At 73.2% G+C, this 21,775-nt stretch carries 17 protein-coding genes; 13 read left to right on the top strand and 4 right to left on the bottom strand.

Annotation, left to right across the window (positions count from 1 at the left end; translation table 11 throughout):
* Positions 1–110: 110 nt before the first annotated feature.
* Genes AB0C38_RS32150 through AB0C38_RS32140 form a run of 3 tightly spaced genes read left to right on the top strand, consistent with a single transcriptional unit; the run spans position 111 to position 6,690 of the window.
* Positions 111–3,284, top strand: a complete 3,174-nt coding sequence (locus AB0C38_RS32150; RefSeq protein ID WP_360680833.1) for an ATP-dependent DNA helicase — start codon at positions 111–113, stop codon at positions 3,282–3,284.
* Positions 3,281–3,433: a hypothetical protein gene (locus AB0C38_RS32145; protein WP_360680786.1), complete on the top strand. Its 153-nt coding sequence runs from the start codon at positions 3,281–3,283 to the stop codon at positions 3,431–3,433. The genes AB0C38_RS32150 and AB0C38_RS32145 overlap by 4 nt, the downstream gene beginning before the upstream one ends.
* Positions 3,430–6,690 carry an ATP-dependent DNA helicase gene (locus AB0C38_RS32140; RefSeq protein WP_360680784.1) on the top strand — a complete coding sequence of 1,087 codons (3,261 nt, stop codon included), beginning with the start codon at positions 3,430–3,432 and terminating at the stop codon, positions 6,688–6,690. Before AB0C38_RS32145 ends, AB0C38_RS32140 begins: the two co-directional genes overlap by 4 nt.
* 125 nt (positions 6,691–6,815) lie before the next feature.
* On the opposite strand, the gene AB0C38_RS32135 is transcribed toward AB0C38_RS32140, so the two are convergent.
* The gene (locus tag AB0C38_RS32135; RefSeq protein ID WP_360680782.1) at positions 6,816–7,184 is read right to left on the bottom strand and encodes a hypothetical protein; all 369 of its coding nucleotides are present in this window, start codon (positions 7,182–7,184) and stop codon (positions 6,816–6,818) included.
* A 91-nt stretch (positions 7,185–7,275) separates the two neighbouring features.
* Here AB0C38_RS32135 and AB0C38_RS32130 point away from each other — a divergent pair, with 91 nt between their 5' ends.
* Positions 7,276–8,355: a potassium channel family protein gene (locus tag AB0C38_RS32130; RefSeq protein WP_360680780.1), complete on the top strand. Its 1,080-nt coding sequence runs from the start codon at positions 7,276–7,278 to the stop codon at positions 8,353–8,355.
* 104 nt (positions 8,356–8,459) lie between these two features.
* On the top strand, positions 8,460–8,888 hold the full coding sequence (locus AB0C38_RS32125) for a hypothetical protein (protein WP_360680831.1): 429 nt from the start codon (positions 8,460–8,462) through the stop codon (positions 8,886–8,888).
* Here the strand turns inward: AB0C38_RS32125 and AB0C38_RS32120 are convergent.
* Entirely contained in the window at positions 8,881–9,900 is a 1,020-nt protein-coding gene (locus tag AB0C38_RS32120) for a neutral zinc metallopeptidase (protein WP_360680829.1), read from the bottom strand. The two genes, AB0C38_RS32125 and AB0C38_RS32120, sit on opposite strands and share 8 nt — an antisense overlap.
* Before the next feature lie 250 nt (positions 9,901–10,150).
* Between AB0C38_RS32120 and AB0C38_RS32115 the strand changes: the two genes are divergently transcribed.
* From AB0C38_RS32115 to AB0C38_RS32090, 6 genes are read left to right on the top strand one after another with little or no spacing between them, the layout of a single operon-like run.
* On the top strand, positions 10,151–11,338 hold the full coding sequence (locus AB0C38_RS32115; protein ID WP_360680779.1) for a hypothetical protein: 1,188 nt from the start codon (positions 10,151–10,153) through the stop codon (positions 11,336–11,338).
* Positions 11,332–11,973: a DUF4129 domain-containing protein gene (locus AB0C38_RS32110; protein WP_360680777.1), complete on the top strand. Its 642-nt coding sequence runs from the start codon at positions 11,332–11,334 to the stop codon at positions 11,971–11,973. Before AB0C38_RS32115 ends, AB0C38_RS32110 begins: the two co-directional genes overlap by 7 nt.
* Positions 11,970–13,112, top strand: coding sequence for a DUF4350 domain-containing protein (locus AB0C38_RS32105; RefSeq protein ID WP_360680775.1), 1,143 nt, complete (start codon positions 11,970–11,972; stop codon positions 13,110–13,112). The genes AB0C38_RS32110 and AB0C38_RS32105 overlap by 4 nt, the downstream gene beginning before the upstream one ends.
* A complete protein-coding gene (locus AB0C38_RS32100; RefSeq protein WP_360680774.1) occupies positions 13,109–14,080 on the top strand; it encodes a MoxR family ATPase in 972 nt (323 codons plus the stop codon). Before AB0C38_RS32105 ends, AB0C38_RS32100 begins: the two co-directional genes overlap by 4 nt.
* A 1-nt stretch (position 14,081) precedes the next feature.
* Positions 14,082–15,374: a DUF58 domain-containing protein gene (locus AB0C38_RS32095; protein WP_360680772.1), complete on the top strand. Its 1,293-nt coding sequence runs from the start codon at positions 14,082–14,084 to the stop codon at positions 15,372–15,374.
* Between the two features lie 48 nt (positions 15,375–15,422).
* Positions 15,423–16,181: a hypothetical protein gene (locus AB0C38_RS32090; protein ID WP_360680770.1), complete on the top strand. Its 759-nt coding sequence runs from the start codon at positions 15,423–15,425 to the stop codon at positions 16,179–16,181.
* On the opposite strand, the gene AB0C38_RS32085 is transcribed toward AB0C38_RS32090, so the two are convergent.
* Positions 16,173–17,180 (bottom strand): stage II sporulation protein M, encoded by a 1,008-nt coding sequence (locus AB0C38_RS32085; RefSeq protein WP_360680768.1) that lies wholly within the window; start codon positions 17,178–17,180, stop codon positions 16,173–16,175. The two genes, AB0C38_RS32090 and AB0C38_RS32085, sit on opposite strands and share 9 nt — an antisense overlap.
* 33 nt (positions 17,181–17,213) lie before the next feature.
* Between AB0C38_RS32085 and AB0C38_RS32080 the strand changes: the two genes are divergently transcribed.
* Positions 17,214–18,206: an RDD family protein gene (locus AB0C38_RS32080; RefSeq protein ID WP_360680766.1), complete on the top strand. Its 993-nt coding sequence runs from the start codon at positions 17,214–17,216 to the stop codon at positions 18,204–18,206.
* 97 nt (positions 18,207–18,303) lie between these two features.
* Here AB0C38_RS32080 and AB0C38_RS32075 read toward each other — a convergent pair whose 3' ends face one another.
* On the bottom strand, positions 18,304–19,245 hold the full coding sequence (locus AB0C38_RS32075) for a neutral zinc metallopeptidase (RefSeq protein ID WP_360680764.1): 942 nt from the start codon (positions 19,243–19,245) through the stop codon (positions 18,304–18,306).
* A 792-nt stretch (positions 19,246–20,037) separates the two neighbouring features.
* On the opposite strand from AB0C38_RS32075, the gene AB0C38_RS32070 reads away from it, so the two are divergent.
* Positions 20,038–21,759 (top strand): DUF2207 domain-containing protein, encoded by a 1,722-nt coding sequence (locus tag AB0C38_RS32070; RefSeq protein ID WP_360680762.1) that lies wholly within the window; start codon positions 20,038–20,040, stop codon positions 21,757–21,759.
* Positions 21,760–21,775 lie beyond the last annotated feature (16 nt).

The raw sequence follows: 21,775 nt of genomic DNA, 5'->3' as shown, positions 1-21,775 counted from the left end.
TTCGTCGACCGCACCGCCGTTAAGGCGTGCCGGTGCCACGCCGGTTACTCCGGTCGTGGTTCCATCGCTGGGTGAACGCGAGGCGAACGGCGCAGGCGGACGCGCGCCTGGTGCGCACGCCGATCACCGACGCACCCACGTTCACCTGGGACGAAGGCGCCCGGCGGGTGCTCTCCGCACCCGGGGGTTTCCGCCGCGTGCTCGGCGGCCCCGGCACCGGCAAGACGTCGCTGCTCGCGTCGGCCGCCACCCGCCGCATCGCCGAGGGTGCGGACCCGGAGAGCGTGCTGGTGCTCACGACGTCCCGCAAGGCCGCCGACGCGCTGCGCGCCGACATCACGCGCCGCCTCACCTTCGACCCCGACCAGGCTCGGCCGCTGCCGCGGACCGTCCGCGAACCCCTCGTCCGCACGGTCCACTCGTACGCCTACTCGCTGCTGCGGCTGGAAGCGATGGCCGAGGAGCTCCCGCCGCCCCGGCTGCTCGCCGGCGCCGAACAGGACGTCGTCGTCCGCGAACTGCTCGCCGGTGACCTCGACGAAGAGGCCGAGTACTGGCCCGAGCAGCTGCGGCCGGCGCTGATCGTCCCCGGCTTCGCCGAAGAGCTGCGCGACCTGCTGATGCGAGCCGCCGAGCGGGGGCTCGGCCCGGAGGACCTCGCCGAGCTGGGCCGCCGGCGCGGCCGCGAGGAGTGGGTCGCCGCCGGGCAGTTCTGGGCGCAGTACGAAGAAGTCACGCAGCTGCAGGGCGCGGGCGGCAACGCGCTGGGCGTGGCGAGCGCGCCCGCGCTCGACGCCGCCGAGCTGGTCACCTCCGCGCTGCTCGCCCTGGAGGACGACGACGAGCTGCGCGAACGCGAGCGCACGCGCGTGCGGCACCTGTTCGTCGACGACGCCCACCACCTCGACCCGCTGCAGACCGGCCTGGTCCGGATGATCGGGCACACCGCGACCGAGTTCGTCGTCGCCGGCGACCCCGACCAGAACGTGTTCTCCTTCCGCGGCGCCGACGCGAGCCTGTTCGCCGACGCCGACCCGGACGGCAGCCGGACCGTCACGCTCACGACGTCGCACCGGCTGGCCCCGGCCGTCCGCCTGGCGGTGGCGAAGATCGGCGCGACGCTGCCCGGGTTGTCCCAGCACCGCAAGATCGTCGCGCCCGCCGGGGCGACCGGCGGGAACGTCCGGGTGCGCGTGATGCCGACCCCGGCGGCCGAGGCCAGCTGGATCGCCGACCAGCTCCGCCGCGCGCACCTCGTGGACGGCGTGCCGTGGTCGGAGATCGCGGTGCTCGTCCGGTCGCCGGCCCGGACTTTCCTGGTGCTGCAACGCGCTTTGCGCGCGGCCGGCGTCCCGATCGGGTCGGCGACCGAGGAGCTGCCGCTGGCCAAGCAGCCCGCGGTCCGGCCGCTGCTGGCCGTGCTGAAGCTGGCGCCGCAGCCCGACCTGCTCGACATCGACCTCGCCGAGATGCTGCTGTCGTCGTCACTCGGCGGCGCGGATCCGTTGGCGCTGCGGCGGTTGCGGCGCGGGCTGCGCCGGCTCGAACTGGCCGGCGGCGGGCAGCGATCGAGCGACGAACTGCTCGTGGAAGCGTTGCGCGGCGGGGACATCCTCGTCGGGCTGGCCGACGCCGAGGCCGAGCCGGTGCGCCGCGTCGGCGGCCTGCTGCGCGTCACGCACCAGGCCGTGGCCCGCGGGGACGGCGTCGAGCAGGTGGTCTGGCAGCTGTGGCAGGAAAGCGGTCTGCAGGACAAGCTGCTCAAGCAGGTCGACCGCGGGGGATCGCTGGGCGCGCAGGCCGACCGTGACCTCGACGCCGTCGTCGCACTGTTCGACGCGGCCGGCCGGTACGTCGACCGCCTACCTCGCGCGAGTGTCGCGTCCTTTGCGGACTACCTTGGTGCGCAACAGATCGCCGGGGACACCCTCGCGCCGGCGGCCGTCCCGTCGGACGGGGTCTCGCTGCTCACCGCGCATTCCGCCGCCGGTCGCGAGTGGACGGTCGTCGCCGTCGCCGGTGTCCAGGAGGGCGCGTGGCCGGACCTGCGGCTGCGCGGATCCGTGCTGGGCGTGGAACGGCTGAAGGACCTGATGTCCGGGGTGGACGACGACGCCGTCTCCGCGACCGCGCCGATCCTCGCCGAGGAGCGGCGCCTGTTCTACCTCGCGATGAGCCGGGCGAAGCAGACGCTGCTGGTCACCGCGGTGTCCGGAGAGGACGAACAGCCGTCGCGGTTCCTCGACGACCTCGAGGAGAACGGCGCCGACGACGGCGGCCTCGACTCGCGGATGAAGCCGCCTGGCCGGTCGCTGGTGCTGGCCGAGCTGGTGGGGGAGCTGCGCGAGGTCGTCTGCGACGACAAGGCCGAGCCGTCGCGCCGGCGCCGGGCGGCCAAGCAGCTCGCCCGGCTGGCCGAGGCGAAGGTGCCGGGCGCGCACCCTTCCACTTGGTACGGCCTGCTCCCGGCGTCCACCGACGAGCCGGTGCACCGCCCCGGTGACCTGATCCGGATCTCACCGTCCACAGTGGAGATCCTGACGAAGTGCCCGCTGCGCTGGATGATCGAGCGTCACGGCGGGAGCGACCCCGCGCAGCTGGCGGCGGTGACCGGGACCTTGGTGCACGGGCTGGCGGAGTCCGTCGCGTCCGGCAAGACGGACGCGGAGCTGCAGGCCGCGTTGGACGAGGCCTGGGTGCGCGTCGACGCTGGGGCGCCGTGGTTCTCGCGGCGCGAGCGGCGGCGGGTCGAGCAGATGCTGCAGAACTTCGTGACCTGGTTGGAGCGCAGCCGGGCCGAGCTCAAGGCGGCGGGCGTCGAGCAGGACATCGAGGTCGAGCTGCCGGCGGGCGGCGCCGACGAGGTCCGGGTGCTGCTGCGCGGGCGTGTCGACCGGGTCGAGCTGGACTCCGAGGGCCGTCCGGTGATCGTCGACATCAAGACGGGCAAGGTCCCGGTGTCCGGCAAGGACGCCGAGGAGCACCCGCAGCTGGCGGCGTACCAGCTGGCGGTGCTGCTGGGCGCGATCAAGGGCAGCAACGAGCCCGGCGGCGCGCGGCTGGTGTACGTGGCGAAGGCGAACAACAAGACGGGGTCGACCGAGCGGTCCCAGCCGCCGTTGGACGAGGTGGGCGGCAAGCAGTGGCTGGAGCTGGTCCGCGACGCGGCGGCCGCGGCGGCGGGGCCGGACTACCAGGCCCAGGAGAACCCGGACTGCGACCGTTGCCCGGCGCGAGGGTGCTGCCCCCTGCGGCCCGAGGGCAGGCAGGTGCCGGGCCCGTGACCGAGCTGACCACCGCGGCGGCCGCCCCCGCGCCGGGCGCCGCCGGCGGCGCCCGGCCCGGCGCGCGCCGGGGGGACGCTGCGGTTTTCGGTGCGCGCCTGCCGACCGCCGCGGTCGTCGCACCTGGCTTCCGCGAGGTGCGTGCGTGAGGCCGCTCGTCATCGCCAACCCCGTCGAGCCCGCCGAACTCGCCGACGCCCTCGGCCTGCACCGCCCCACCCCCGAACAGGCCATCGTCATCGCCGCGCCGGTCGAACCCTCCCTCGTCGTCGCCGGGGCGGGGGCCGGCAAGACCGAGACCATGGCCGCGCGCGTCGTCTGGCTCGTCGCCAACGGGATCGTCAGCCCCGACCGCGTCCTGGGCCTCACCTTCACCCGCAAGGCCGCGCGCCAGCTCGGCGAACGCGTGCGCGCGCGGCTGCGGCGGCTCGCCGGGTCCGGGCTGCTCGACCGGCTCGACCCGAGTGGCGGCCTGCGGTCCACTGTGGTCGCCGGCGAGCCGACCGTCCTCACCTACCACGCCTACGCCGGGCGCCTGCTGTCCGAACACGGCCTGCGGCTGCCGGTCCAGCCCGGCGTCCGGCTGCTCTCCGAGACGTCGTCGTGGCAGATCGCGCACCGCGTCGTGTCCACTTGGGACAACGAGCTGGACACCGACCGCGTCCCGCCGACCGTCACCGCGGACGTCCTGCAGCTGGCCGGTGAGCTGGGCGAGCACCTCATCTCCACCGAGGAGCTCGCCGAGTACACGACGTGGATGTGCCGCGTCATCGAGAACGCGCCACGCGCCAAGGGACAGCGGGCCGCGCTGCCGCAGAAGCTCACGGAAATCATGGCGGCGCAGCACTTCCGGCTCGCGCTGCTGCCGCTGGTCGAGGAGTACCACCGGCGCAAGCGCAACGAAGGCGCGCTGGACTTCGCCGACCAGATGTCGCTCGCCGCCCAGCTGGCGAGCAACTACCCGTCGGTCGTGCGCGGCGAGCGCGAGCGCTTCGGCGCCGTGCTGCTCGACGAGTACCAGGACACCGGGCACGCCCAGCGCGTCCTGCTGCGGGCGCTGTTCGGCGGCGTCGAGAACCAGCCGATGCCGATCACCGCGGTCGGCGACCCGGCCCAGGCGATCTACGGCTGGCGTGGCGCCAGCGCGGCCAACCTGCCCCGCTTCACCACGGACTTTCCCCGCCACGACGGCGAACGGCTCGTGCCCGCCCACGATTTCGGCCTGCTGACGAGCTTCCGCAACCCGCCGGAGATCCTCGACCTCGCCAACGCCATCGCCGAACCGCTGCGGGCACGCGGACTCGGCGTCGAACGGCTTCGGGCGCGCGAAGGCGCCGGGCCCGCGGACATCGCGTGCGCGCTCCTGCCGGACATCCGCGCCGAACGCGACTGGGTGGCCGACGCCCTCGCGCGGCGCTGGCACGCCACCCAGGAACAGACCGGGAAGCCGCCGACCGCCGCCGTGCTCGTGCGGCGCCGCGCCGACATGGCGCCGATCGCCGCCGAGCTGCGGGCGCGCGGGCTGCCGGTCGAGGTCGTCGGGCTCGGCGGGCTGCTCGACGAACCCGAGGTCGCGGACCTCGTTTCGACCCTCAAGGTGCTGGCGGATCCCCTGTCGGGCAGCGCGGCGGCCCGCTTGCTGACCGGCGCGCGCTGGCGGCTCGCGGCCGCCGACGTCGCCGCGTTGTGGCGGCGCGCGGGGGAGCTGTCGAGCCCGGAGAAGCCGGCTTCGGACGCTCCGGAGCTGGTCGTGGACCGCGTCGAACAGGCCGGTCTGATCGACGCGATCGACGAGCCCGGCTCGCCGGAGCGGTATTCCGAAGAGGGCTACAAGCGCATCCGCCGGGTCGGCTGGGAGCTGTCCGCGTTGCGTCGGCGGCTCGACCAGTCGCTGCCGGAGCTGGTCGCCGACGTCGAACGCACGATGCTCCTGGACGTGGAGTCGCTGGCGCGCCCGGGATCCGCCGGCCGCACGCACCTGGACGCGTTCGCCGAGGTCGTCACCGACTACGCCGAGACGGCACCGACGGCCACGCTTCTGTCCTTTGTGGACTATCTGAACACCGCCGCGCACGCCGAAGACGGGCTCACCCCCGGCGAGGTCGAGGTCGTGCCGGACCGCGTGCAGGTGCTCACCGTGCACTCGGCGAAGGGCCTCGAGTGGGAGGTCGTCGCCGTGCCGCACCTGGTGCAGGACGTCTTCCCGGGCCGGCGGCGGTCGTCGTCGTGGCTGCGGACCGCGACGTCGCTGCCCGCCGCGCTGCGCGGTGACTCGCAGGACCTGCCGGAGCTGCGGATCGCCGACGGCTACGACCGCAAGGAAGTCCAAGAAGGACTGGAGCTGCACGAAGCCGGGTTCGTCGAGCGGGAGCAGTCGGAGGAACGGCGGCTCTGCTACGTCGCGCTGACGCGGTCCGAGCACGCGCTGATCGTGTCCGGGCACTGGTGGAACGAGAGCAGCAGCCGGTTCAAGGGGCCGTCGGAGTTCCTGACGGAGATCGGCGACGTCGTGCGCGAGACCGGCGTCGGGCAGCTCGCCGAGTGGGCGCCGGAACCGTCCGCGGACGACGAGAACCCGCTGGTGTCGGACTCGCGGACGTCGCGCTGGCCCGTCGATCCGCTGGCCGACCGGCGCACCGGCGTGCAGACCGGGGTGGAGCTGGTGTCCGAGGCACTGTCCGCTGTGGACTCTTCTTCGGACACTGCCGAAGAGCAGTCCGAAGAGGACGATCCGGACGGCTGGCTGACCGACACCGACGTCCTGCTCGAAGAGTGGGCGCGCAAGGACGACCGGGTCAGGCGGGTCCCGCTGCCGTCGCGGCTTTCGGTGAGCCAGCTGGTCGCGCTGGCCGATGACGCGGGCCGGCTCGCGGCGGACCTGAGCCGCCCGCTTCCGATGGAGCCCAACAGCTTCGCCCGCCGCGGCACGGAGTTCCACGGCTGGCTGGAACGCCGGTTCTCGGGCGACCAGCTCATCGAGATCGACGACCTCCCGGGAGCGGCCGACTTCGGCGAAGCGCCCGACGCGGACTTCGAGGAACTGCAGACGGAGTTCGAGAAGAGCGAGTGGGCGTCGCGGGTGCCGCACGCGGTGGAGGTCTCGTTCACGGCCGACGTCGAAGGCATCACCCTGCGTGGCCGCATGGACGCGGTCTTCCGGCACCCCGACGGCTACTGGGAGGTCGTGGACTGGAAGACGGGCGCGGTCCCGCCGGAGTCCCGCCAGCCGGTGCTGGCGGTCCAGCTGGCGGCGTACCGGATGGCCTGGGCGGCACTGAAGAACGTCCCGGTGGAAGAGGTCCGCGCGGCGTTCCACTACGTCCGCGCGAACCGCACGATCCGCCCGGCTGACCTCCTGTCCCCAGAAGGCCTCCGCAAGCTCCTCCGCGACATCCCCGAGGCGTGATCAGACCCGTAACCCGCGTGATCAGGGACGTAACTCGCGTGATCAGACCCGCAACTCGCGAGATCCGGCCCCAAACACGCGAGTTACGTCTTCAATCACACGAGTTCCGGCCTCGGTCACGCTGGTTACGCGCGGTCTCGGACCTTCAGGGCCCACGCGATCAGGGGCCACTGCAGCGGGAGGCGGGCCCAGGCGATCGCTCGCTGCGGGAGCGGGGCCGAAGACGCGTCGACGGCCATCTTGACGTTGCCCGGGAAGACCCCCAGGAACAGCAGCGCCGCCGCCAAGCCGCCGAGACGACGCGTGCGGGGCACCGCCACCGCCGCCCCGATCGCCAGCTCCGCGACGCCCGATCCGTACGTCCAAGCCCGCCGCGAACCCGGCAGTGACCGGGGGATGAGCCCGTCGAACGGCTTCGGCACGGCGAAGTGCAGGACGCCCATCGTGCCCAGCACGCCGGCCAGTAAATGCGCGGGCCGTTGTGAGGTAGCCATGGCCTCATCGTTCCACGCGGCGGCCCGCCACCCGGTTCGGCTATCCTCCGGGCGTGAGTGACGCTCGACACCAGCCGCTGGGAGCCGGTGCATGAAGGCCCTGAGGCGGTTGCCGCTGGGCAGTCTCACCGATCGGCCGGACCACGAGCTCGTCGGCGTCCTGCGGATGCCCGAGCTGACGGTCAGTCCCCTCCGCTCCATCATGAAGCGGGTCGTCGGCGCGACTCTCGCGCTGCTGCTGACGGTGATCATCGTGTACCTCGACCGCGACGGCTACCGCGATGCCAACGGCGACGGCCTGTCCCTGCTGGACAGCCTGTACTACGCCACCGTTTCGCTCTCGACCACCGGCTACGGCGACATCGCGCCGGCCACCTCGTCCGCCCGCCTGGTGAACGTGCTGGTGATCACCCCGCTGCGGGTGCTCTTCCTCATCGTCCTGGTCGGGACCACCCTGGAGGTGCTCACCGAGCGCTCCCGGCAGGCGTTCAAGATCCAGAAGTGGAGGACGAAGGTGCGCGACCACACGGTCGTCGTCGGGTTCGGCACCAAGGGCCGGTCCGCCGTCAACGCGCTGCTCGGTGACGAGAACATCGCCCCGGGGCAGATCGTCGTCGTCGACACCGACCAGCAGGCCCTCGACGCGGCGAGCGCGCTCGGCCTCGTCGCCGTGCACGGCTCGGCCACCCGCTCCGACGTCCTGCGCGTCGCCGCGGTGCAGCACGCGCGCGCGGTCGTCGTCGCCCCGAACCGCGACGACACGGCGGTGCTCGTCACGCTCACCGCCCGCGAGCTGGCGCCCAAGGCGCACATCGTCGCGTCGGTGCGGGAGGCGGAGAACGTCCACCTGCTCAAGCAGTCGGGCGCCGACCAGGTCGTCGTCTCCAGCGAGACGGCGGGGCGGCTGCTCGGCATGGCGACGTCGACGCCGCTGGTCGTGGACATCATGGAGGACCTGCTCACGCCCGAGTCCGGCTTGGCGATCGCCGAACGGCCGGTCGAGCCGGCGGAGGAAGGCGGGTCGCCGCGGCACCTGTCCGACCTGGTCCTCGGCCTGGTCCGCGACGGTGTGCTCTACCGCATCGACTCCCCGCAGGCCGACGCCATCGAGCCCGGCGACAAGCTGCTCTACGTCAAGAAGGTGACGCAGACGGAGAAGATCGAGCGGTAGGTCCGGTTCGCCGCCGGCCGGGACCGGGCCGCCTGGGTTTTGCCCGCGGGATCTGGAACCATGGCGAAGTGCCCCCGCGATCACTCGATCTCAAGTGGCCCACGGTGGCGATCCCCGCCGCGGCGGGCGTGCTCGTCGTGGTGCTCGCCTGGCTCGCCGGGCCGGGGTTGCTGGGCATCTCCAACGACGACCTCGGCGCCCCGGTGACGGCCGAGGTCACCAAGCCCGCGCCGTGCGACCGGCCGGACGCCGTCGAGACCGTGAAGTTCACCGTCGCGGGCAAGACCCACGAGGGCACGCTCAACGGCTGCGGGCACGGCCAGGGCGAGCGCGTGGACGTCGGCGTCCCCGAGGACCTGCCCGACCAGGGCACGGTCACCGTCCGGGCCGCGGACACGTCGGCGGGCGCCTCGGACGCGCGGCGTCCCATCGGGCTGTTCCTGCTCGTGTTCGCCTGCTTCTCGGGCGGGATGTTCGTCTACCTCTGGCTGAGCATCCCGCTGCGGCCGAAGCCCGCCGCGAAGGTCAGCTGACCTCGGACGACGGCGCCGCGAAGGTGTTGCAGTCGGCGATCCGGTTGCTCGTGGCCCCCGCCCGCCACCAGGACGCGTAGTGCGCGTTCGTCCCGTGGTCGTGGCTGCGGGACGTGTTGTCGCCGCGGGTCTCCTGGTCGTTCCAGGCCTTGTTGTACATGTCCCGGCTGATCGTGCCGCCCTGGTCGACGTGCGCGCCGAGGAACATGCCCGAGAAGCACTGGGCCTGCAGCTCCTTGCGCCGGGACATCTCGAGCCCGGCCGGGCTGTTCTGGCCGGCCTCGTAGATCTTCTGCCAGGCCGCGTCCATCAGCCCGGCGACCTCCTGCACGTGGTGGCCGTACTCGTGGGCGAACAGGGCCAGGTAGACGCCGGGGTTGTTGCCGTACTGGTCGGTCTGCAGGCCGCGGAACGGGACGTAGAGGTTGTTTTCGCAGTAGTACGCGGCGGTCGCGATGCCGACCTGGATGGTGCCGCACTCGGTCTCGAAGCTCGCGCCGGTGGGGAAGTGCAGCGCCGGCGGCGTGAACGGCAGGCCGTAGGCGCTGAGGAACGGGCCCCACGCCGCGTCCAGGCACTTGCTGGCCGCGGTGAAGAACGCTTCCGCGCCCGCCTGCGTGCTCTGCCAGGTCGGCAGCGTGCAGACGCGGTTCTGCAGGCCGGCGTTCGGGTCCTGCAGGATCGGGTGGTCGGCGAGCTTGAGGATCTTCTGCGGGCCGGTCGCGCTGGGCGCGGACGTCTCGGACGGCAGGCTCGACGCCGAGGCGGGGGCACCCGCGCCGCCCGGCTGCGGCTGCGAAGGGACGTCTTGGGACGACGGGGTGTCGCGGAAGTTCGCGTTGGCCGACGGGGTCTCGCCGCGGTTGAGGGCGACGATCGCGACCAGTCCGAGCACCAGGACGGCCACCGCTCCGAGGCACACCCCGATCACTGCCGCCGGGGACCGGCGTCGCGGCGCGGACACGGTGTGCGGGCGGCCCAGCCAGGGAAGTTCCGGTTGCGCATCCGGCACCGGCGGCGGCTGGACGGTCCCGCGAGGCGGTACCTGGCCGTGGGGCGGTTGCGTCACTAGGCAGTCCCGAAGGGTCTCGGTACGGACCGGGGGTACCCGATCCCGCCATTCAGCATATCGGGGGAACGGGGCCTCTCGCACCCGTCCGTGCGCACGCGGTCACCGCGCTCGGACGTCACCCCAGGTCTGGCCGGGTGCGACCGGCTCTGAAAGAGTGTCGGCAAGCACGCACTGCAGGCGAGGGGCTTCGATGACAGACACCGGTGGCGCGCCCGGCGGCCAGGGCGACGACACGCCGACTCCCAGCCAGGGCGTCCCGCAGATTCCCGCCCCCGGAACGGGTGATTCGAAGCCGGCCGAAGACCACTCCGCGTCACCGGCGACGCCGCCGCGCGGGTGGCAGCCACCGGACGCGCAGGCGACCCCGGGACCGGCGACACCGCCCCCGGGCTGGCAGCGCGGACCCGGCTGGCAGCCGGACGCGCTCCCGCCGTACTCCGGCGGGCAGCAGCAGTACCAGCAGCAGCCTTGGAGCCCGCACGGGCTCGGCAAGCCCGGCGTGATCGCGCTGCGGCCGCTCAACATCGGCGACATCCTCGACGGCGCGATCACCGCGATCCGCCGGCACCCGCTGCTGATCCTCGGCATCGGCGCGGTGATGGCGGTGATCACCGCCGGGATCACGTTCCTCGTGCAGAAGTACGTGCTCGCGGACTTCGAGAACTTCGCCTCGACGGCGACCCTCGGCCCGGGCGCGACCGAAGAAGAGCTGCAAAGCGCCGTGTTCGGCACCTTCGGCGAGCTCTTCCTCGTGCTGATCCCGACGCTGCTGATCTCGACCATGCTGCTGGCGGTCACCACCGGCCTGATGGCCACGGTGATGGGCCGGGCCGCGCTGGGCCGCGAGGTCACCTTCGGCATCGCGTGGCGTGAGCTGCAGCCGCGGCTGCTGCCGCTGCTCGGCGTCTCGTTCGTGTACGGGCTGATCACGACGATCGGTCTGATGCTCTGCATCATCCCGGGGGTGCTGGCCTGGGTGTTCTGGGCGCTGGCCGTGCCGGCGCTCGTGCTCGAGCGCGGGACGTTCCGCCAGGCGTTCGCCCGGTCGATCAAGCTGGTCAGCGGCGCGTTCTGGCGGGTGCTGGGCATCCTGCTGCTGGCGCGGGTCATCCAGTCGCTCTTCGAGAACATCATCCAGCTGCCGTTCGCCCTCGGCACCGGCGTCTTCGACCAGGTGCTCAACCCGGGCAAGGTGTCGCTGCCCAGCACCGGTGACCTGCTGCTGCAGTCGGCCGGGCAGATCGTCTCCGGCACCATCGCGATCCCGTTCGTCACGCTGGTCACCGTGATCGTCTACCTCGACCAGCGGATGCGCCGCGAGGGCATGGACATCGAGCTGGCCCGCGCGGCCGGGGTGCAGCCGCCGCAGGCATGGTGACGCTGCTGCTCACCGACGTCCCGGTCGACATCGACCGGGACACTGCGCGGCGCGCGGCGGCGGAGGAGCTGACCGACCCGAAGTACCGGGACGCCAAACCGAACTTCCTGCAGCAGATCGGGCAGTGGCTCGGCGAACAGCTCGAAAAGCTGCTGAACGGCGTGTCGTCGGTGGTCCCGGGCGGGATCTGGGGCGTCCTGCTGGTCCTCGTGCTGCTGATCGTGCTCGTCGTCGTGATCCGGCTGCGCACCGGCAAGATCGCCCGCGCGTCCCGGGCCGGCCGGACGGTCTTCGGCGGGAAGCGGCAGAGCGCCGACGACTACCGCCGCTCGGCCGCCGAAGCCGCCGCGGGCGGGCGGTACGGCGACGCCGTCCGTGACCGCTTCCGGGCCGTCGTGCGGGCGCTGGAGGAACGCGCGCTGCTCGACGTCCGCTCCGGCCGGACCGCGGACGAGGCCGCCGCCGAGGCCGGGGTGCTGCTGCCGAACGTCGCCGCGGAGCTGCGCGAGGGCGCCCGCCTCTTCGACGACGTCCACTACGGCGGCCGCGAAGGCACCGAAGCGGCCTACCGCACGCTGACCGAGCTGGACGAACGTTGCCGCCGGGAAAAGCCGGTCGCCATGGCGGCCTCGTGAGCACTTCTTCCGTTTCGCCGGACGTGCGCCGGGTCTGGCGCGGCGCACGGATTCCGCTCGCCCTGGTCGCGCTGATCTTCGCCGCCGGCGCCCTGCTCCTGCTCGGCCGCGGCGAACAGACGCACGGCGCGCTGGAGCCCGGCTCGTACGAACCCGGCGGCGCGCACGCGCTCGCGCAGCTGCTGCGGGACCAAGGCGTCGACGTCCGGACGGCGCACACCGCCGACGAAGCGGACGACGCGATCGACGAAGACGCGACGCTGCTGGTCACCCAGCCGGACCTCGTCCCGGCGAAGCGGCTCGACGCGCTGCGGCAGCACGCCGCGGACGTCGTCCTCGTGACGCCGGGAGCGCCGACGTTGCACGACTCGCTGCCGCTGGTGCAGCCGGTCGGCCAGAGCGACCTCGGCACCCTGAGCCCGCAGTGCACGGTCGCCGCGGCGGTCGCGGCCGGCGACGTCACCCTCGGCGGCATCGGCTACTCCTCGCCCGGCGCGCGTTCGTGCTACCCCGGCGAAGACGGCGGCGGCACGCTGCTGCAGCTCGCCGACTCGGGCGGCACGACGACGCTCCTCGGCTCCTCGGCGCCGCTGACCAACGCGCGGCTCGCCGACCAGGGCAACGCGGCGCTGGGGCTGCACCTGCTCGGGGCGCACCCGAAGCTCGTCTGGTACCTGCCGTCCACCACGGACCCGGCGCTGGACGACACCCGCAAGTCGATCTTCGAGCTGATCCCGGACGGCTGGTACTACGGTGCCGCGCAGGCGTTCATCGCCGTGGCGCTGCTGGCGCTGTGGCGGGCGCGCCGGCTCGGCCCGGTGGTCACCGAGCCGCTGCCGATCGTCGTGCGCGCGGCCGAAACCGCCGAAGGACGCGCCCGCCTGTACCGGCGGGCGAAGGCCGCGGGACACGCGGGCGAGACGCTGCGGGAGGCGGCGCGGACCCGGCTGCGGACCGTGCTGGGCCTGCCGCGCGACGCGGACGCGGCGGCGCTGGTGACCGCCGTCGGCGCGCGCACCGGGCGGCCGGCCAACGACGTCGGCGCGGTGCTCTACGGCCCGCCGGCGCCGGACGACCCCGCGCTGGTCCGGCTGGCCGGCGAACTGGACAGGGTGGAACGAGAGGTGGGGCGAACTTGAGCAGCGGTACCGAAAACGCGACCGGGGCCCGTGACGCGCTGATCGCGCTGCGCGCCGAGGTCGGCAAGGCCGTCGTCGGCAACGACGCCGCGGTCACCGGGCTGATCCTGGCGCTGCTCTGCCGGGGGCACGTGCTGCTCGAAGGCGTCCCGGGCGTGGCGAAGACGCTGCTCGTGCGGGCGCTGGCGGCGTCGTTGAGCCTGGAGACCACGCGCGTGCAGTTCACGCCGGACCTGATGCCCGGCGACGTCACCGGCTCGATCGTCTACGACGCGCACAGCGGCGAGTTCTCCTTCCGCGAGGGCCCGGTGTTCACGAACCTGCTGCTCGCCGACGAGATCAACCGGACGCCGCCGAAGACGCAGTCGTCGCTGCTGGAGGCGATGGAGGAGCGGCAGGTTTCGCTCGACGGCAAGTCGCGGCCGCTGCCCGACCCGTTCATCGTGATCGCCACCCAGAACCCGGTGGAGTACGAGGGCACCTACCCGCTGCCGGAAGCGCAGCTGGACCGGTTCCTGCTGAAGCTGACCATGCCCACGCCGTCGCGCGAGGACGAGATCGGCATCCTCTGGCGGCACGCGCAGGGCTTCGACCCGCGCAACCTCGCGGCGGCGGGGCTCAAGGCGGTCGCGGGCGCTTCGGAGCTGGCGGCCGCGCGGGAAGCCGTCGCGAAGGTGACGATCGGGCCCGAGGTGATCGGGTACGTCGTCGACCTGTGCCGGGCGACGCGGCAGCTGCCGTCGGTGCGCATCGGCGTTTCCCCGCGTGGTGCCACGGCGTTGCTCGCGGTCACGCGGGCCTGGGCGTGGCTCGCCGGCCGTGACTACGCGACCCCCGACGACGTCAAGGCGCTGGCGCGGCCCGCGCTGCGGCACCGCCTCGACGTGCGGCCGGAGGCCGAACTGGAGGGCGTCACCGCGGACGGCGTGCTCGACCGCGTGCTCGCGTCCGTGCCCGTGCCGCGCTGACATGGCCGTCACCGGAAGGCTCGGGCTGCTGGCGCTGTTCGGCGCGCTGGTGGTCGGGCTGCTCCTGCCGTCGACGACCGGGATCCTGGCCGTCGGCGGGGTGCTCCTGCTGCTCGTGGTCGCCGACCTGGTGCTGGCCGGGGGCGTGCGGCCGCTGGCTTTTCAGCGGTCCGGCGACACGTCGGTGCGGCTCGGCGAGCCGTGCGAGGTGACGCTGGTCGTCGCGAACCCCGGTGGCCGTGCGGTCCGCGGGCAGCTGCGCGACGCGTGGCCGCCTTCGGCGGGCGCTGACGACCGGCACGTCCTGCGCGTTCCGGCGGGGGAGCGCCGGGCGCTGGTGACTTCTTTGCGGCCATCACGGCGCGGTGACCGGACGGCGGCGCGGGTGACGGTCCGGTCGGTGGGGCCCTTGGGCCTGGCCGCGCGGCAGGGTTCGCACGAGGTGCCGTGGACGGTCCGCGTGCTGCCGCCGTTCCACAGCCGCAAGCACCTGCCGTCGCGGCTCGCGCGGCTGCAGCAGCTCGACGGCCGCAGCGCGGTGCTGATCCGCGGCCAGGGCACGGAGTTCGACTCGCTGCGCGAGTACGTGATCGGCGACGACGTCCGCTCGATCGACTGGCGCGCGACGGCGCGGGCGGCGGACGTGATGGTCCGGACGTGGCGCCCGGAGCGCGACCGGCACGTGGTGCTGGTGCTCGACACCGGCCGCGTGTCGGCGGGCCGGGTCGGCGACGCCCCGCGTCTCGACGCGGTGATGGACGCGGCGTTGCTGCTGGCCGTGCTGGCTTCCCGGGCCGGCGACCGCGTCGACCTGCTGGCGTACGACCGCCGGCTGCGGGCCGCGGTGCAGGGTTCTTCGGGGGCTTCTCTGCTGACCTCGTTGGTGAACGCGATGGCGCCGATCGAGCCGTCACTCGTGGAGACGGACGCGCGGGGGATGGTCGCGGAGGTGCTCCAGCGCACCCGCCGTCGTTCGCTGGTGGTGTTGCTGACCGGGCTGGACGCGGCGCCGCTGGAGGAGGGGCTGTTCCCGGTGCTGAGCTCGCTGACCGCGCGGCACGAGCTGATCGTGGCGTCGGTGGCGGACCCGCGGGTGGCGGAGATGCTCGCCGGCCGGGGTGACGCGGAGGCCGTGTACGACGCGGCGGCGGCGTCGCGGACGATGGCGGAGCGGCAGCGGGTGACCGAACGCCTGGCCCGGCACGGGGTCAGCGTGGTGGACGCGGTGCCGGAGGAGCTGCCGCCGGCGTTGGCGGATCGGTACCTGGCGCTGAAGGCCGCGGGCCGCCTCTAACGGGTGGCTGCGGTGGTGAACGTCCGTTCGGCCTGTTAAGCCCGAAGCATGTGGATGCTCATGGCCGCGGCCCTGGCGATCGTTTCGGCACCGGCGTTGGCGGACGGTGCGCCGGTGTACCTGGCCGACGGCGGCGGCAAGCTCTCGCTCGCGGTGGTCGACGGCAAGCCGGTGCTGGCCGACGCGGGGGACGCGGGCGCGAAGTGGACGTACGCTTCGCAGCACTTCACGAATGTCCAGAGTGGACAGTGCCTGGCGGCGGCGAGCCCGGTCGACGGGGTGGCGGTGAAAATGGCGGCCTGCGACGCGGCGGACAAGCACCAGGCGTGGCGGCGCGTGGCGGGACTGCCGGGGTTGGTGGAGATCGCCAACGTCGCCACGGCAAGGTGTTTGACCGCGGAAGGCGCGGCGGTGGGAGCCCGGCTGTACCAGGAAGTCTGTTCCCTGACGGGAATCGCGAACACGTGGGCGGCGGGCGGCCGGACACTGGCGATCCTGTCCGGCAACGGCCAGCGCTTGGCGACGAAGGACCCGGGCGCGCCATTCGTGGTCCGGGTGATCGGCGAAAACGGCCAGCCGGCGGCTGATGTGCCGGTGACGTTCTTCGTCCGGGCCGCTCGTCCGAAGAACTCCCTGGCTTTCGAAGGGGGCGGCGAAACGGTGTCCGTCAAGACGGGAGCGGACGGTTCGGCCGCGAGCCCGAAGCTGGTGTTGACCGAGGTGGGCGAGTTCGAGGCCCGGTTCGTGGGAACGGCGGGGCTGGAGGACGGATCGTCGATCGCCTTCGAGGGCTCGTGCCTATGCTGACTCGGGCAGGGCGTCCCCGGCGTCGCGCGCGTCGAGGTCGCCCACTTCGCCTTCCTTCGCCGCTCGCCGGCCGAGCGTGAAGACGTACACCAGGAAAGCCACTTCGACCGCGATGCCGATGCCCACGCGGACCCACGTCGGCCAGCCCGACGGGGTCACGAACGCCTCGATCAGCCCGGACACGAACAGCACGCACGCCAGCCCGAGCGCCATCACGACCACCGAGCGGCCCTGTTCGGCGAGCGCGGCCGTCCGGGAACGGCGGCCCGGGTCGACCACCGTCCAGCCGAGTTTCAGCCCGGTGCCCGCCGCGATGAACACCGCCGTCAGCTCCAGGAGGCCGTGGGGGAGCAGGAGACCGATCATCACGTCGCCGCGGCCGGCCGCGCTCATCGCGCCGATGATCAGGCCCGCGTTGAGCGAGTTCATCCACAGCGCGCCGATCACCGGCAGGCCCAGCGCGATGCCGAGGAACAGGCACGTCGCCGCCACCCAGGCGTTGTTCGTCCACACGCGTGCCGCGAACGACGTCGCCGGGCCCGTCGAGTAGTAGCTTTCCGCCTCGCCGCCGGGCTTGGTCAGCTGGTTGAGCTCGTCGGGCGACGCGATCGACGCCCGCACGTGCGGGTCGCCCGCGACCCAGACGGCGATCACCGCCATCACCGCGATCGACACCAGCGCGGCCGGGATCCACCAGCGCCGCGAGAGGTACACGGCGGCGGGGAAGCGGCGCGTGAAGAACAGGGTGACCTCGCGCCACGCGGGGCTGTGCGACCCGGAGATCGCGCTCCGGCCCCGCGCGACCAGCCCGGACAGCCGGCTCACCAGGGCCGGGTCGGGCGCGACCGAGCGGACGATCGACAGGTGTGTCGCGGTCCGCTGGTAGAGCGTCACCAGTTCGTCGGCTTCCGCCCCCGTCAGCTTGCCGCCGCGGTGGGTCAGCTCGCCGAGCCGGTTCCACTCCGCCGAGTGCGTCGCGACGAAGACGTCCACATCCACGGGGCCAGCCTATCCGTCGCTACGCTGGGTCGCGTGCACGAGGAATCCGAGCTGGTCACCGGCGAAGCGGTCGTCCTGGACCTGCGCGTCGCCAAGCTCGCCAGCCGCGCGCTGGCGATGGTGCTGGACGTCCTCGTGCAGTTCGCGCTGCTGCTGGGCGCGTTCTTCGTGCTCATGCTCACCGTGCCGGGCGAGGACGAATCGCTCGCGCTGACCCTCATCCTGGTGTTCCTGGTGCTGATCATGGTCGGCTACCCGGTGCTGTTCGAGACGCTCTCGCGCGGCCGTTCGCTGGGCAAGATGGCGGTCGGGCTGCGCGTGGTGCGCGTCGACGGCGGCCCGATCCGCTTCCGCCACGCCCTGACCCGCGCGCTCGCCGGGTTCGTCATCGACTTCTGGGCGCTCGGCGTGTTCGGGGCAGTGGCGGTGATCGTGTCGCTGTGCTCGTCCGACGGCCGCCGCGTCGGCGACTTCCTCGCCGGGACGCTGGTGGTCCGCGACCGCGCGCCGGAGAGCTCGGGGTTCCCGGCGATCGGCATGCCCCCGGGCCTCGAGGGCTGGGCGGCCCAGCTCGACCTGACGCGGCTCCCGGACGACCTCGCCCTGGCGAGCCGCCAGTTCCTGGCGCGGTTCGGCCAGCTGGCACCGGAAGCGTCGCACGCGCTGGGGTGGAAGCTCGCGCAGCAGGTGGGCAACGCGCTGGGGACGCCGGTGCCGCCCGGGGTGCCACCGTGGGCGTTCCTGGCGGCGGTGCTGGCGGAACGGCGGAACCGCGACCACGCCCGCGCGGTCCGGACTTATGCGGCGCAGGTCGCGGCGGCGCGCGGGCACCTTCCCCCAGAGCCGGTGCCGGATCGGGCGGGGTACTCGGCCAGTGCCATGTCCACCGGCGGCCAGGCGTACGCGGCCGCGCAGCCTTCGCCCTGGTCAGCCGGGTCCGGACCTGCTGAGGGGGACGCGCCGACCCCGCCGTCCGGAACCCCGGCACCTCCCGCCGCCGAAAACCCGTTCACCCCACCGAGCTGACCCGGTTTCTCCAGCGCCCCAATGCGGCCTTCGGTGCGTCCAACGCACCGAAGGCCGCCTTGGGTGCGTTGAACGCAACCAAGGCCACATTGGGGCGCTAGGAGACGTCTCCGGACGCCGAGAGCCACGTGTTGCACTGCTGGTTGCGGTTCTTGGTCGCGCCGTGCTGCCACCAGGAGATGTTGTGCTTGGCGCTGCCGTGGTCGCGCTTGCCGTTGCGGGCGTAGTCGTCGCCGCGGTCCTGGGCGTTCCAGGCCTCGTTGTAGATGTTCTTGTCGACCGAGCCGCCGGAGACCGACGCCGAGCCGAGGAACATGCCCGAGAAGCACTGCGCCTCGAGCTCCATCCGGCGTGACAGCTCCAGGCCGACGGCCGAGTCGGCGCCCGCGTCGTAGCGCTGGCTGCCGTACGCCTCGGAGATGCCGGCCAGGTTCTGCACGTGGTGGCCGTATTCGTGGGCCAGGATCGACAGGTACGGGCCGGGGTGGTTGCCCCAGTCGTCGATCTCGATGCGGTCCATCGGCATGTAGATCGTGTCGTTCGACGGGCAGTAGAACGGTGTGACGCCGGTGGTGGTGCCCCCGCTGCCGCACGGCGTCGACGACTCCGACAGCGACCGCGGCACGGACAGGTTCGGCGACCGGAACGGCAGGTTCACGCCGCCGAGCATCCGCGACCACATCGCGTCGAGACAGGCGACCCCGGACTGGAAGAAGCGGGTGGCGCTGTTCTGGTCGGTCGCCCAGCGGCTCAGCGAGCAGGAGACGTTCTGCAGGCCGTAGTCGGCGCTGGCGAACAGCGGGTTGTTCCCGGTCGCGACGACCGAGCGGGGGCCGCGCGGGGTCTCGGACGTGCGGGTCGTGCGCTCGGTGGTCCGGCTGGTGGTCGTCTCTTCGGTGGACGACGTGGTCGAGGTGGTCTCGTCGGCGGAGGTGGTTTCGTAGGTGTCCGAGGGGTAGGTGCTGGAGTACCCGGCGTCGGCGACGTGCCGCGTGTTGCCCCCGATCAGCGCGACGGCCGCGACGAGCCCCCCGACCACGGCGACGATCCCGATGATCGCGACGGCGACGATGACCCCGGTGTTCGACTTCTTCGCGACGTAGGGCCGGTAGCCGGGCGCGAACCGAGGGCCGAAGGGCGCACCGGGGGGTGGGCCGGCGTAGGTGGGGGTGAAGACGGGCGGAGCGGCCGCAGCCGGCGGCGGCAGGGGCGCGCCGAAGCCGGGGCGCGGGTAGGGGGCGGACGGTGGGCCGTGGGCGGGAAAGCCCTGAGTGCCCTGCGGACCGCGCGGCGGCTGGCCGGGAAACTGCGGCGGCTGGGCGGGCTGTTGCGGTCGCCCGCCCTGCGGCGGCTGCCCGGGTGCACCGGTGGGTCCTTGCGGACCGGGTCCCGGGCCTTGCTGGGGAGCACCGCCCGGCGCTTGGTTCGGCCGGCCGTGCGGGGTTCCGGCCTGCCCTGGCCCACCGGGCGCCCCGGCCGGGCCGTGCGGTGCCTGCCCCGGCTGCCCGCCGGGGCCTCGGTTCGGCGCACCACTGGGCCCGGCGCCTTGCCCCGGACCTTGGCCCGGCGCGCCACCCGGTCCCTGGCCCGGCCGTCCCTGAGGGAGCGGCCGAACCCCAGGCGGCGGCAACGGCCGGGCCCCCGGTGGTGGCAATGGCGCCCGCCCCGGTGGCGGCAGCGGCCGCCGCGGGTCTTGTGGGCCAGGACCCTGTGGGCCTTGCGTCATGAAAGCGGAACCCCCCGTGCGATTTCCCCGTCGGAAGCGGCGTACCTGCGGAGATCTCGCCGTTCCGGGCGTCAGCATAGAGCGGGTGCTCTAGGGTGTGGTGCTGTGTTGAGCAAATGGGGGACAGCGGCCGCGGTCGCCATCGTGGCCGTGCTGACCGCCGGGCCCGCCGCCGCGCAGACCGGCCCGTCCGCCGGGCCCGTCCTGCCGGACGCGCCGTCCGAGCAGGTCAAGAAGCCCCAGCAGCTCGACGGCGAAAACGTGCTGCCGCCCGAAGGCGCCACCGCCGACGTCGCCCTCAAGGTCCTCCGCGACGGCACCCTCCAAGTCACCGAAAAGGTCACCGTCCCCGGTGGCAAGCAGCTCACTTCGCGCGTCCCGCTGAAAGTCTCGGCCGGGGACGACCAGGACCGCGTCTTCGAAGCCCGGGACATCAAGACCGAAGGCGCCGCCACCAGCCAGCTGACCGGCGACCAGCTCGTCCTCACCTTCACCGGCGGCAGCTCCACCGTCACCTACACCGTCGACGGCGCCGTCGCCGACCAGAGCGGCCGCCAGCAAGCCCGGTGGCAGGTCGCGAGCGGCTTCGACACCCCGCTCGCCAAGCTCACCGCGTCCTTCCTGGCGCCCTCGCCACGACTGTCCCCTGTGGACTGCTTCGCCGGCCCGATCGGCTCGAACCAGCGCTGCACCCTCGCCGAGCTCGACCACACCGGGGTCGTCCGCCTCGAGCAGAACGACGTCCGGCCCGGCGACCGCGTCGACCTGCTCGTCGGCCTCCCCGCGAACACCGTCCCGGCCACCGCGAAGTTCGCCGACGTCGGCCTCTTCGCCACCGCCTTCGCCTTCACCCCGCTGACCGGCATCGTCTTCGCGCTGCTGCTCGTCTTCCTCATCGCCGGCGGGATCTACGTCCAGCGCCGCCGCAAGGAGGACGCCGGCGCGCTCACCACCGCCACCGGCCCGGTCGAGGTCCTGCTCCGCGACGGCGAGCGCGTCTTCTTCGCGAGCCCGGACGGCGTCCTGCCCGGCCAGGTCGGCACGGTCGTCGACGAGACCGTCGACGTCGTCGACATCAGTGCCACCGTCGTCGACCTCGCCGTCCGCAACTACCTCTGGCTGGCGGAAGTACCGGGACAGGACTGGCAGATCGCCCGCCGCAACCCGCCGGACGAGCACCTGCACGACTTCGAACGCGCCGTCTACGAGACGCTGCTGCCGGCCGGCACCGACGCCGTCCTGGTGTCGCAGCTGCGCGCCCGCGGCCGCCTCGACCTGCGCAAGATCAGCGACGCGATGTACGCCGACGTCGTCACCAAGCGCTGGTTCTCCCGCCGCCCGGACACCGCCCGCGGCCGGCTGACCTGGCTCGGCGCCGGGATCTTCGCGCTCGGCGCGGTCGCCACCGCGGTCCTCACCTTCACCATCGGCGACGCGCTGCTCGGCGTCGCGGTCGCGCTGGCCGGGCTCGCCGTCGCCGCGGCGGCCGCGCTGCTGCCGTCGCGCACCGCGCGCGGCCGGGTGCTCGTCGGCCAGGTCCGCGGCCTGCTCGACTACCTGCACACCGCCAAGGCCGAGGACATCCCGCCGGCCGACCGCGAGATGGTGTTCTCGCGCTCGCTGCCGTACGCGGTGGTCCTGGGCGACACCGAACGCTGGCTCGGCACCTTCGCCGCGCTCAACCCCGCGTCGGACGGCTCGGCCGGGCTGTACTGGTACGGCGGCATGGAGTCCGATCACGACCTGCGCCGCTTCGGCGCGCACTTCCCGTCGTTCCTGACGGCGCTCGACGGGCTGCTCACCGCGTCCGCCCGCGCGTCCCGCTGACCGTGCTCGCGGGAGC

Origin of the sequence: Amycolatopsis sp. NPDC048633, assembly GCF_040650695.1 — a bacterium.
Classification (GTDB): Bacteria; Actinomycetota; Actinomycetes; order Mycobacteriales; family Pseudonocardiaceae; genus Amycolatopsis.
This window is presented reverse-complemented; position numbering and strand designations above follow the sequence as displayed.